This window comes from Streptomyces argenteolus (assembly GCF_042902585.1).
GTDB classification, from domain to species: Bacteria; Actinomycetota; Actinomycetes; order Streptomycetales; family Streptomycetaceae; genus Streptomyces; species Streptomyces argenteolus.
Window position 1 is genome coordinate 53,946 of record NZ_JBIBEG010000001.1, and the last position, 12,202, is coordinate 66,147.

The following is a 12,202-nucleotide window of genomic DNA, read 5'->3' on the forward strand; positions in this document are numbered from 1 at the left end:
GAGACGGCGGGCTCCGGACTTCGAGGTTACGGCACCGCGGGAGGACGGGAAGCATCCCGTCGGCGAGCCCGTGCCGCGGGAGGGCCCGCCGGGGCCCGTCCGGTGTCAGGTGATCTTGACGGGGTTCACGATATCGGCGACGAGCACCAGCAGCGTGAAGCAGATGAAGATTCCTGCCACCACGTAGGCGACGGGCATGAGCTTCGCCACGTCGAACGGTCCCGGGTCGGGGCGCCTGAAGACCCGGGCCACGTTGCGGCGCAGGGATTCCCACAGCGCTCCGGCGATGTGCCCGCCGTCCAGCGGGAGCAGCGGGAGCATGTTGAAGAGGAACAGCGAGAGGTTGAATCCGGCCAGCAGGAACAGCATCATCGCGATCTGGTTCTGCGCCGGGACGTCGAGGTTCATCACCTCGCCGCCGATCCGTGCCGCGCCGACCACACCGACCGGTGAGTCGTCGGCACGCTCGCCGTCGCCGAACGCCGCGTCCCACAGGTCGGGGATCTTGGACGGCAGGGCGATGATCGAGTCCACGCCGTTCTCGATCATGTCGCCCATGCGGGCGACCGACTCGCCGAAGGAGAGCGGAAGGATCTCCGTCTTCGCCGCGAAGCCGAGGTAGCCGGCGCTGACGTACTGGTCGGGGATGATCTCGCCGTCCGCGTCCTTCTTGGCGACGGCGTTCTTCTTCAGCACGGCGTTCAGGGTCTGTTCCTGGCCGTCACGCTGCACGGTGATGGTGGCGGGGCCGATGGTCTCGCGGATCTTCTCGGAGAGCGTGGCCCAGTCGTCGATCTTCCGGCCGTTGAAGGCGACGATCGTGTCGCCCTCCTCCAGCCCCGCCGCCTTCGCGGGGGAGACCGGGTCGGAGGCCTTGCAGGTGTCGCGGTTCTCGCTCTGCGCGATGACGCACTGCTGGACGCCCGCGACCTCGGTGGTCTGCGTCTGGAAGCCGAACGACATCGCCACGCCCATGAAGATCGCGACGGCGAGGACGAGGTTCATGAACGGCCCGGCGAACATCACGATCACGCGCTTCCAGGGCTTGCGCGTGTAGAAGAGGCGTGTCTCGTCGCCCGGCTGGAGCTCCTCGAAGGCGGCCGACCTGGCGTCCTCGATCATGCCGCGCCAGGGCGAGGTGGAGCGCGCCTCGAGCCGGCCGTCGGGGCCCGGGGGGAACATCCCGATCATGCGGATGTAGCCGCCCGCGGGGATGGCCTTGATGCCGTACTCGGTGTCCCCCTTCCTGCGCGACCAGATCGTCGGGCCGAAGCCGACCATGTACTGCGGCACCCGGATGCCGAACAGCTTGGCCGTCGACAGGTGGCCCAGTTCGTGCCACGCGATCGAGAACAGCAGACCCACGGCGAAGATGGCGATCCCCAGGATCGTCATCAGGATCGTCGTCGTACTCATACGTGCGCCTCCGCTGTCGCTTCCGCCGAGAGCTCCCGGGCCCTGGACCGCGCCCAGGTCTCCGCTTCGAGGACGTCCGCGACCGTCAGTGAAGTTCCCGTGGCGGGGGTGCCGTGTTCGGCCACCACCGCTGTGACCGTATCCATGATTCCGTTGAACGGCAGGCGTCCCGCCAGGAAGGCGTCGACGCACTCCTCGTTGGCGGCGTTGAACACGGCGGGGGCCGTGCCGCCCAGGGTGCCCACGTGCCGGGCGAGCCCGACGGAGGGGAAGGCCTCGGTGTCGAGCGGGAAGAACTCCCAGCTGGAGGCCTTCGTCCAGTCGAAGGCGGGCGCGGCGTCCGGGACGCGCTCGGGCCAGCCGAGACCGATGGCGATGGGGCCCCGCATGTCCGGCGGAGTGGCCTGGGCGAGGGTCGAGCCGTCGGTGAACTCCACCATCGAGTGAACGTACGACTGGGGGTGGACCACGACCTCGATCCGGTCGAACGGGATGTCGTACAGGAGGTGCGCCTCGATGACCTCCAGGCCCTTGTTGACCAGGGTCGCGGAGTTGACCGTGATGACGGGACCCATGGCCCAGGTCGGGTGCGCGAGGGCCTGTTCACGCGTGACGCCGGCCAGCTCGCTCCGCGTCCTTCCCCGGAACGGCCCGCCGGACGCGGTCACGACGAGCTTGCGGACGTCGGCGCGCTTCCCGGCGGCCAGCGCCTGGAAGAGCGCGGCGTGCTCGGAGTCGACCGGGATGATCTGGCCGGGAGCGGCGAGCTCCTTCACCAGCGGTCCGCCGACGATCAGCGACTCCTTGTTGGCCAGCGCGAGGGTACGGCCCGCCTTGAGCGCGGCGAGCGTGGGCGCGAGGCCGATCGACCCGGTGATCCCGTTGAGCACGGTGTGGCAGTCGCTCGCGGCGAGCTCCGTGGCCGCGTCGGGCCCGGCCAGGATCTCCGGGAGGGTCTCGCCCGCCCCGTAGGCCTCCCCGAGCGCCTCGCGCAGCGCGGGGGCCTTGCCGGCGTCGGCGACCGCGACCGTACGCACCCGCAGCTGCCGCGCCTGCTGGGCGAGGAGCCCGACCCTGCCCCCGGCGGCGGAGAGGGCCGTGACCCGGAAGCGGCCGGGGTTGCGCAGGACCAGGTCGATGGCCTGGGTTCCGATGGAGCCGGTGGAGCCGAGGATCACCAGATCCCGGCGGCCGTCCGCCGCGTCGAAGACAAGGTGCGGATCGGCGAGGGGTGCGGGGCTGTCGCTCATGGCCCCCATTGTTGCCGCATCCGCTGTGTGCGCCGACAGTGCGCCCCGGTCGGCGCGTGCCTCAGGCCTGCCCGGCACGGAATTTCTTCCACTGGGCGGCCGTGACGGCCTCCGGGATCCCGCCGATGTCAGTGGTGCCGAGGATCTCGCCCCGGAAGGCGAGGGTGGTCGAGCCGGACCGTACGACGGTGAGGTACTCGTAGAGCTTCAGCTTCCCCTTCACGTCGAGGACGGTGAAGCGGTAGGCCTGCGCCTCGTCGGCCTCGCGGGCGAAGGCGGGCAGGGTGGCGGGTTCGACCTTCTCGTACGTGGCGCGCGCGATCGCCCGCTCCTCGGTCAGCCCTCCGGCGCACTCCCGGCCCGCCGCGCCGAGCGACTTCATGACCTGCGCCGCCTCGTCGTCGCCGTACGAGCGCAGGGTCACGTCGACGGTGACCCCGAGCATCTCCTCGGGCTTGTCGACCTTGCGCTGCACCTGGGCGGTGGGCTCGTGACCGCTGACGTCACCGGCGAGGCTGACGAGCGGCTGGCAGACGGCCGGGGTGGCGGTGTAGGCGTCGCCGAGCGGTCCGTCCAGGGTGTAGTCGGAGGCGGTGAACTCGCCGACGCGCTCCCCGTCGGCGAAGGCGACCGCGCTGAGCTGCGCCTCGGTGAGCCCGCCGGCCGGGGCCGGCGTGGCGGCCGGACGCGAGGCGGCGCTCCTCCCCGGCTTGCCGCCGCCGTCGGCCCGTTCCCCGCCCGACCCGCCACCGCATCCGGTGAGGACCGCGAGGGCCAGCGCCACGCACCCCGCCGCCGCGCGGCCTCGCCGACTGCCCGCCCCGTGCACCCCGAACATCCCTGCCCCTGTCTCCCGTTGACCCGCCGGGCCCGTGTCCCGCGCGCGGCCGAGGCTCGATTGTGCGGCATCCGGGATCAGGAAGACGACCAGGGCTGCGAGCCGCCGGGCACGATGTGCGGGACACGGCCCGGCCGCGGGAGCCGTTTCCGCTCCGGCAGGGCCTGCCCGCGGCCTACTGCGCTCCGGCGCTCCTCGCCACGAACTCCGCGAACTCCTCGTGGAACCGGGGGAACGTCTTGCGCACGCAGCCCGGGTCGTCGTAGCTCATGCCGGGTGCGAGCAGTCCGGCGACCGCGAACGACATCACGATGCGGTGGTCGCCGTGGGTGGCGATCTCAGTGGGACGCGGGGTGCCGGGGTGGATCTCGATCCAGTCGGGTCCGGTGTGCACGGTGATCCCCATGGCGCGGAGGTTCTGCGCGCAGGCCTCCAGCCGGTCGCACTCCTTCACCCGGGTGTTGGCGACGTCCTCGATGCGCACGGGCGAGGTGGCGTACGGCGCGATGGCGGCGAGGGTGGGCATCGTGTCGGAGATGTCCCGCATGTTGACCGTCAGCCCGGAGAGCGGGCCGCCGGCGCCCACGGTCGTGGAGTCCGCGGTCATGCGCACGTCCGCGCCCATCCGGCGCAGCACGTCGGTGAAGCGCAGGTCGCCCTGGAGGGCGCCGGTGCCGAGGCCGGGGACGGTGACCTCACGGCCGGTGAGCGCCGCCGCGGCGAAGAAGTAGCTCGCGGTGGACGCGTCGGGCTCGACGGCGTACGTGGTGGCGCGGTACCCGCCGGGCGGCACCGTGAAGGTGTTCCCCGCCCGGACGACGTCGACGCCGAAGCTGCGCATCATCGCGAGGGTGATCTCGATGTACGGCGCCGAGACGAGCTCCGTCACCTCGATCCGGAGACCCTCGGCGGTGAGCGGGCCGAGCATCAGCAGGGCGGTGAGGTACTGGGACGACTCCCCCGCGTCGAGGGTCAGTTCGCCGCCCTTGACGCCCGACGCCTCGATGGTGAGGGGGTGGTGGCCCTCGGCCCCCTCGTGGCGCAGGTCGACGCCGAGGGTGCGGAGTGCCTCGGTGAGCGGGGCGAGCGGGCGGCGGCGCATCTGCGCGGAGGCGTCGAAGCGGTAGGTGCCGGTGGCCGCGGCGGCGGCGAGCGTCGGCAGGAAGCGCGCGGTGGTGGCGCCGTCACGGCAGTGGACCTCGGCGTCCGGGACGGCGGGGCCCGAGGGGCGCCCGTCGATGTGCCAGCGGTCCGGCTCGCGCCGCACCCCGTACCCGAGGCGGGTCAGGCCCTCGGTGAACCCCTCGGTGTCGTCCGAGTGCAGGGGCCGCAGGAGGGTGGTGGTGCCGTTCGCCGCCGCGGCCAGGAACAGGGCGCGGGCGGTGACGGACTTCGAGCCGGGGACATGGGTGACGGTCACGGGCGTCCATTTTGCCCTGCGCCCGGCATGCCCGCGGGACGCGTCCAGGCAGTGGACGCGTCCCGCGGGGTGCCGGCTTCAGCGGACGGGGCGATGCACGTTCTCCCCGGTGGCCGGGCCGGGGGTGGCGTCGGCGATCCAGGGGCCGTCGCCGCTGGGGTCGATGACGCCCTCCTCCAGCCAGGTGTAGGTGCCGGCCAGGACACCGGTCACGACGCGCTTGTCGATCTCGTCGGTGTTGGACCAGAGCCGGCCGAAGAGCTCCTCGACCCGGATCCGGGACTGCCGGCAGAACACGTCGGCGAGCTGGTACGCCTCGCGGCCGTGGTCCCCGTCGACCCGCAGGTGCTCGGCCCGTACGCAGGCGGCGCTCATCGCGAAGAGTTCGGCGCCGATGTCGACGATCCGGCCGAGGAAGCCCTGCTTGGTCTCCATGCGGCCCTGCCAGCGGGACATCGCGTAGAAGGTGGAGCGGGCCAGCTTGCGGGCCGAGCGCTCGACGTACCGCAGGTGGGCAGAGAGGTCGGGGTGCCCCGGAACACGGAACTCGGCGTAGGAGTGGGGCAGCTGGCCCGGTCCGCTGACCAGCTTGGGGAGCCAGCGGGCGTAGAAGCCGGCCGCGTTGGCGCCCGCCTTCGCCTTGTCGGAGAGCGGCTTGTCGGGGTCGATGATGTCGCCGGCGACCTTGAGGTGGGCGTCGACGGCCTCGCGGGCGATCAGCAGGTGCATGATCTCCGTGGAGCCCTCGAAGATCCGGTTGATCCGCATGTCGCGGAGCATCTGCTCGGCCGGCACGGCGCGTTCGCCGCGGGCGGCGAGCGAGGCGGCCGTCTCGAAGCCGCGCCCGCCCCGGATCTGGACCAGTTCGTCGGAGATCAGCCAGCCCATCTCGGAGCCGTACAGCTTGGCGAGGGCGGCCTCGATGCGGATGTCGTTGCGGCTCTCGTCGGCCATCTGCGAGGAGAGGTCCACGACCGCTTCGAGCGCGAAGGTCGTCGCGGCGATGAAGGAGATCTTCGCGCCGACCGCCTCGTGCCGGGCGACCGCCCTGCCCCACTGCTCGCGGACCGCCGACCATTCGCGGGCGATCTTCAGCGACCACTTGCCCACGCCGACGCACATGGCGGGCAGCGAGAGCCGCCCGGTGTTGAGCGTGGTGAGGGCGATCTTGAGGCCGGCGCCCTCGGGGCCGATCCGGTTGGCCGCCGGGACGCGCACCTGGTGGAAGCGGGTCACGCCGTTCTCGATGCCGCGCAGGCCCATGAAGGCGTTGCGGTGCTCCACGGTGATGCCCGGGGAGTCCGCCTCGACGACGAAGGCGGTGATACCGCCCTTGTGGCCGTCGGACTCGGGGACCCGCGCCATCACGACGAGGAGGTCCGCGACGACACCGTTGGTCGTCCAGAGCTTCACACCGTCCAGGACGTAGTCGTCGCCGTCGGGCACGGCCGCCGTCGCGAGCCTGGCCGGGTCGGAGCCGACGTCCGGTTCGGTGAGGAGGAAGGCCGAGATGTCCGTGCGCGCCAGGCGCGGAAGGAAGGCGTCCTTCTGCTCCTGCGTGCCGAACATCTTCAGCGGCTGCGGTACGCCGATGGACTGGTGGGCGGAGAGCAGCGCGCCGATCGAGGGGCTCGCCGAACCGGCCAGCGCCAGCGCCTTGTTGTAGTACACCTGGGTCAGCCCCAGGCCGCCGTACTTGGTCTCGATCTTCATGCCGAGGGCGCCGAGCTCCTTGAGGCCGTTGACGACCTCGTCGGGAATCCTGGCCTCGCGCTCGATGAGGGCGCCGTCGACCTCGGTCTCGCAGAACTGGCGCAGCCGGGCGAGGAAGGCCTCACCGCGCCGCACGTCGTCGGGGGCCGGCTGGGGATGGGGATGGATCAGGTCCAGCCGGAAGCGGCCGAGGAAGAGTTCCTTGGCGAAGCTCGGCTTGCGCCAGTCCTGTTCACGGGCGGCCTCGGCCACCTGCCGCGCTTCGCGCTCGGTGACTTTGGGGGCCTGGGGAATGTCGGATGGGGCGGACATGAGGAGCTCACCTCGCCGCGAGTCGGGATGTTGGTGGGGCTGTACGCGTGCCGATCGGTACCTCTCGTCCGTATCTACCCGATCTGCGCAACCCCCACCACCTCTGCGACGGGCCCGGGGCGGTGCGGGGAGGCGGCCTGGAGCCCCGGGCCGTGGCCCCGCCGATCCCCCGGGGGGCGGCGGGAACCGCTGCGCCGGTCGGGCGACCTCGGGACGGGTGCCCGGCGGGTGCCCGCGGTGGGCCGGGCGCCCTCCCCCGCATGCCCGCCGGCGGCCCCCGGTGCGGCGGTCGGCCGCACCGGGGGCGTGGGCACCTGCCCGGAAGCGCCCTCAGTCGAAGACGTAGGTGGTGCCGAGCACCGCCGCGTGTTCCAGCACGTCCTCCAGGGGGTCGTCGATCTGCCCGGTCTGGATGAGACCCACACGGGGCGCGTTGTGCGAATGGGTGTGCGTCTCGTCGGCGTGGGCCGCCCCGGCGGACAGCCCGAGGGCCATCAGGGCGGTACCGCACGCGGCGGAGCCTCGGAGCAGTGACGGCGTCCGGTATGACTTCACGCTGTGACCTCGTCTTCTTCTCATCGGATGTGTCCACCCGCTGTTCGCCTCAACAGCGGAACGGGCCCCAGGTCACGCAAGATCATCCGTCGGGGGCAGGAACACCGCGCTCGCGTGCCAGCCCCCTGTCCGGCGCGGGCGGGCGCGCACGCCGCGGGTCCTCGCCGCTTCCGCGTACGGGGCGGTGCCGGGGCGGCAGGTCACAGAGCCGCGGTGTACTGGACGACGGTGTCCTCGCAGGGGCCCTCGGCGAACACCTTCAAGGCCTCCATCGCCGTGTCGTCGGCGGTGAGCTGCCAGCGGAGTTTCGTCGCCACCCACTCGGCGACATACCGGCAGTGGGCCTCCGGCGCCGGCGGGAGCCAGTCCGCCGGGCCCTGGTCCGCCCTCTGCCGGATCGTGCGAGCCGTCACCGCCGTCAGCGACGCGGCGGCCCCCTGGTCGTTCGCGTACGCCGCACGGCGGGCGGCGGTCCACGTGGACGCGCCGGAGCCCCAGGACTCCGCGAGGGGCACCGTGTGGGTCACGTCCACGGCGGCGGGGCCGGTCACCTTCTGGCCGTCGTAGTACGAGACCCACGTGCCGCCGGTCAGCGTGCATCCGGCCCCCACGGCGGGGGCTTCGGCCGCCTCGGCGAGCAGCACCTCGTTCCGGGTGTCGCAGCCGTCGCCGGGTAGCTCGCCCGACGTCCAGTGCTCGAAGGCGGACGGCGTGTAGCCGGTGCGGTTCTCGTCGACGACCTTCACCAGGCCTACGGCGTCGGCGAGTGTGGTCACGACGGCGGGCCGCGGCCCCTGCGGGGCGGGGGCGGCCTGCGCCGGGGTGCCTGCGACGAGCGGGGCCAGGGCGAGGGCGAGGGCGCAGCCGCGCGGAAGGTTCTTGATCATCCTGGCGTTCTACCGGGCCCGTGGCCCCTGAAGGGCAACCGGCCGTCGCCCCTTCACCCGCCCGGACGCGGACGTTCACCGCAGGAACGATTCGTGGGAGCGCCCGGCGGGGGCCGCGCGGGGTGCCGCGCCCCCGGCGGCTCCCCTCCGTCCGGCGGGAGAGCGGGTGCCCGCAGACCGGTGCGGGAGGGCGTTGCCCGCAGACCGGTTCGGGAGGGACGGAACGGAACCGGCCGGAGCCCCCGCACAGCGGGCTCCGGCCGGTTCCTCGCGCGCCGCGGACTACAGGGCCAGGCCCGTGAGGACCAGCACCCGCTCGTAGGTGTAGTCGTCCATGGCGTAGCGCACGCCCTCGCGGCCCACGCCGGACTGCTTGGCACCGCCGTACGGCATCTGGTCGGCGCGGTAGGAGGGCACGTCACCGATGACGACACCGCCGACCTCCAGGGCCCGGTGGGCGCGGAAGGCCGTCTGCAGGTCGTGGGTGAACACGCCTGCCTGCAGGCCGTACTTGGAGGCGTTGACGGCGGCGAAGGCCTCGGCCTCGCCCCGCGTCTTCTGGACGTACAGGACCGGGCCGAAGATCTCCTCGCAGGCGAGCGTCGTGGTGTCCGGGAGGTCGGTGAGGACCGTCGGGGCGTACGTGGCGCCGTCGCGCTTTCCGCCGGTCAGCAGCGTGGCGCCCGCGGTGACGGCCTCGTCGACCCAGGACTCGACGCGGCGGGCGGCGTCCTCGCTGACCAGCGGGCCGACGTCGGTGGCCGCGTCGGAGGGGTCACCGGTGACCAGGGCCTCGACGGCGGCGACGATCTTCGGGACGAGCCGGTCGTAGACGGAGGCGTCGGCGATGACGCGCTGCACGGAAATGCAGGACTGGCCGCCCTGGTAGTTGGAGAAGGTCGCGATGCGGGTCGCGGCCCAGTCCAGGTCCTCCTCGGACGAGTAGTCGCCGAGCACGACGGCCGCGCCGTTCCCGCCGAGTTCCAGGGTGCAGTGCTTGCGCGGCACCGACTCCATGATCGAGTAGCCGACCGGCCCGGAGCCGGTGAAGGAGATCACGGGCAGCCGCTCGTCCTTGACCAGGGCGGGCATCTTGTCGTTGGGCACGGTCAGGACGGACCAGGAGCCGGCCGGGAGGTCGGTCTCGGCCAGCAGCTCGCCCAGGATCAGGGAGGAGATCGGCGTGGCGGGGGCCGGCTTGAGGATGATCGGGGCGCCGACGGCGATGGCCGGCGCGACCTTGTGGGCGCTCAGGTTGAGCGGGAAGTTGAAGGGCGCGATGCCGAGGACGGGGCCGCGCGGGAAGCGCCGGGTCAGACCGAGGCGACCGGTGCCGCCGGCGTCGGTGTCCAGCCGCTGGGCGTCGCCGCCGTTGAAGCGGCGGGCCTCCTCGGCCGCGAAGCGGAAGACGGAGACGGCACGGCCCACCTCGCCGCGGGCCCACTTGATCGGCTTGCCGTTCTCGGCGGAGATCAGCTGGGCGATCTCCTCGGTGCGCTCGCTCAGACGCCGTACGACATGGTCGAGGGCGGCGGCCCGGACGTGCGCCGGGGTCGCCGCGAACTCCTCGCGCACGGCGTACGCCGCGGCGACGGCCTCCTCGACCTGGGCGTCGGTCGGCACCGAGACGGTGCCGACGAGCCGGCCGTCGTAGGAGTTGGTGACGTCGAAGCTGTCCTCGCCGGTGGCCTGGCGGCCGGCCAGCCAGAAGGCGTGGGTGGAGGTCATGGCGGTACCGGCCCTTCGGGGGTGGTGAACGACGATCGCCGGGAGCCACGCGGGCACCCGTCGGCCCCACCGTAGGGCGACCTGGCACGGATGAGGCTTGTCCGCCGTGGAGTGGAGGCGGGAGGCGATGCGCCGGTTTGTCGTAGCTGGGCAGGAGCGGGCGCAGGGGCCGCCATGCCACGGCCGGGGAGGGCCTGGGCGGTGAGGACGGGGCCGGGTAGAACGGCTCCGGTGAGTCCCCGTCGGTGAGGACCGGGCCCGGTGAGCGCCGGGCCGGCGTGCCCACAGCCGACGGGGCACCGGATGCCGGACGGCGACGACGCGGGCCCCGGCCACCGGGAAGGGCCCCCCGGAGCACCCGGGGGGCGCGCGGGCCCGTCCCTGACCGGGGCGCGACGCCGGGCCCGCCCCGCAGCCTGCGGCCCTACGGCGTACCCGAGGAGGCGGCCGTGGCCTTGAGGGCGAGCCACAGCTCCATCCGGACGTCCGGGTCGTCCAGCGAGCGGCCCAGGATCTCCTCCACCCGGCGCATCCGGTAGCGGAGGGTGTGGCGGTGCACGCCCAGGTCCGCCGCGGCGGCGTCCCACTGGCCGTGCCGGGAGAGCCAGGCGCGCAGGGAGGCCGCGAGGTCACCCCGTCCCTTGGCGTCGTGCTCCCGCAGGGGCCGCAGCATCCCGTCGGCGAAGGCCCGGACGGCGTCGTCGCCCAGGAGCGGCAGGACGGAGCCCGCCGCCAGTTCCTCGTGCTCCACCAGGACCCTGCCCCGGCGGCGGGCGACGGAGAGTGCCTGCTCGGCCTGTTTGTACGCCGCCGACACGGCGATCGGGCCGGCCGGGGCGGACAGGCCGACGACCACCTCACCCTCCTCGGCCGCGGGCTCCCGCACGGCACGGTCGTCCTCGGCCCGGGCCGCGTGGGCGGCGCAGGCCGCGACCGCGGCGCCGCCGTCCGCGGCCAGGACCACGAGGCGTTCGCCCTCGGGCACCATCAGCAGCGTCTCGCCGGAACGGGAGGCCGCCGCCTCCATCGCCTCCGCCAGCGGCTCGGTCCCCGTGGTGGCGGGCCCCTCGGCGATCAGGAGCCTGAAGGGGGCGTCGAGCAGGCCGCCGTAGAGGTCCCCCGCGACGGCCCGGGCGTGGTCGGGCTGCCCCGCCAGCAGCATCCGCAGGACCGCCGCGCCGAGGCGCTGCTCCGCACCCTGGAGCGCCCTGGAACGGGCGGTGGTCAGGGTGAGCAGGGCGATCGCCGAGTGCACGGCGTAGCGCTCGGCCGTGCCCAGCGCCGCCCCCGTGCCGACGGCCAGCGCGCCGCGGGCCCGGTGGCCGGTGCCGAGGGACTGGAGCTCGACCCGGTCGTCGCCGTCGCTGTCGCCGACGACGGCGCTGGCCGGCGCGGGGCGCTCCCGCAGGCGCTCCACGTCGGGCGTCAGCCGGGCCGCGCGGCGGGCCGCCCAGTCGGGGGCCGCGGCCACGACGGCCCCCGAGGCGTCGTACAGCGCCGCCCAGCCGTCGATGTGCGCGGCGAGGCGGGTGAGGAGCGCCGCGGGCCCGTCGCCGGCGACCGCGGCGCGGGTCAGTTCCCGCTGTGCCTCGAAGCCGGCCGTGACGGAGCGGTACTGCTCGGCGGCGATCGACGCCGAGACCGCCTTGCTGATCGCGAGGAAGGGGGTGCGCCGCGGCACCTCCAGCAGCGGCAGGCCCGCCTCCTCGGCGGCGTCCACCAGTGCGGGCGGGATGTCCTCGTAGGTGACGCCGACGCCGAACCCGATCCCGGCGACCCCCGCTCCGGCCAGCCGCTGCACGTAACGGCGCATCGTGGCGGGGTCCTGGGCGTCCAGGTTGGTCGCGGTGACGAGGAGCAGCTCGCCGCCGTCCATGTACGGCACCGGGTCGGCGAGCTCGCTCGCGTGGGCCCAGCGCACCGGCGTGCCGAGCCGGTCGGCCCCCGCCCGGACGGTGAGCTTGAGCGCCGGGTGCTGGACGAGCGAGGCGAGTGTGAGGGGCATGGGACCGCCGGACCTCTGGGAGTCGGTTGCGCCGCCCCGTACGAACGGCTCGAATGCGCCGCCCCTGCGGACGGCCCG

The 12,202-nt window shown here is 73.5% G+C and carries 9 protein-coding genes; all 9 read right to left on the reverse strand.

Annotated features, from left to right (window positions below):
* Positions 1-105 precede the first annotated feature (105 nt).
* Positions 106-1,416 (reverse strand): M50 family metallopeptidase, encoded by a 1,311-nt coding sequence (locus ACFY8O_RS00220; protein WP_387897365.1) that lies wholly within the window; start codon positions 1,414-1,416, stop codon positions 106-108.
* Positions 1,413-2,666 carry a 1-deoxy-D-xylulose-5-phosphate reductoisomerase gene (dxr, locus tag ACFY8O_RS00225; RefSeq protein ID WP_387897367.1) on the reverse strand — a complete coding sequence of 418 codons (1,254 nt, stop codon included), beginning with the start codon at positions 2,664-2,666 and terminating at the stop codon, positions 1,413-1,415. The genes ACFY8O_RS00220 and dxr overlap by 4 nt, the downstream gene beginning before the upstream one ends.
* A 61-nt stretch (positions 2,667-2,727) precedes the next feature.
* Entirely contained in the window at positions 2,728-3,504 is a 777-nt protein-coding gene (locus ACFY8O_RS00230) for a hypothetical protein (protein WP_387897368.1), read from the reverse strand.
* 175 nt (positions 3,505-3,679) lie between these two features.
* Positions 3,680-4,924 carry a 3-phosphoshikimate 1-carboxyvinyltransferase gene (aroA, locus tag ACFY8O_RS00235; RefSeq protein WP_387897371.1) on the reverse strand — a complete coding sequence of 415 codons (1,245 nt, stop codon included), beginning with the start codon at positions 4,922-4,924 and terminating at the stop codon, positions 3,680-3,682.
* Between the two features lie 78 nt (positions 4,925-5,002).
* A complete protein-coding gene (locus ACFY8O_RS00240) occupies positions 5,003-6,949 on the reverse strand; it encodes an acyl-CoA dehydrogenase family protein (protein WP_145810731.1) in 1,947 nt (648 codons plus the stop codon).
* 330 nt (positions 6,950-7,279) lie between these two features.
* A complete protein-coding gene (locus ACFY8O_RS00245; RefSeq protein ID WP_145810733.1) occupies positions 7,280-7,504 on the reverse strand; it encodes a hypothetical protein in 225 nt (74 codons plus the stop codon).
* A gap of 200 nt (positions 7,505-7,704) precedes the next feature.
* Positions 7,705-8,391: an HNH endonuclease gene (locus tag ACFY8O_RS00250; protein WP_387897373.1), complete on the reverse strand. Its 687-nt coding sequence runs from the start codon at positions 8,389-8,391 to the stop codon at positions 7,705-7,707.
* A 282-nt stretch (positions 8,392-8,673) separates the two neighbouring features.
* On the reverse strand, positions 8,674-10,119 hold the full coding sequence (locus ACFY8O_RS00255; protein WP_387897375.1) for an aldehyde dehydrogenase family protein: 1,446 nt from the start codon (positions 10,117-10,119) through the stop codon (positions 8,674-8,676).
* 424 nt (positions 10,120-10,543) lie between these two features.
* Positions 10,544-12,124: a PucR family transcriptional regulator gene (locus ACFY8O_RS00260; RefSeq protein ID WP_145810738.1), complete on the reverse strand. Its 1,581-nt coding sequence runs from the start codon at positions 12,122-12,124 to the stop codon at positions 10,544-10,546.
* Positions 12,125-12,202 lie beyond the last annotated feature (78 nt).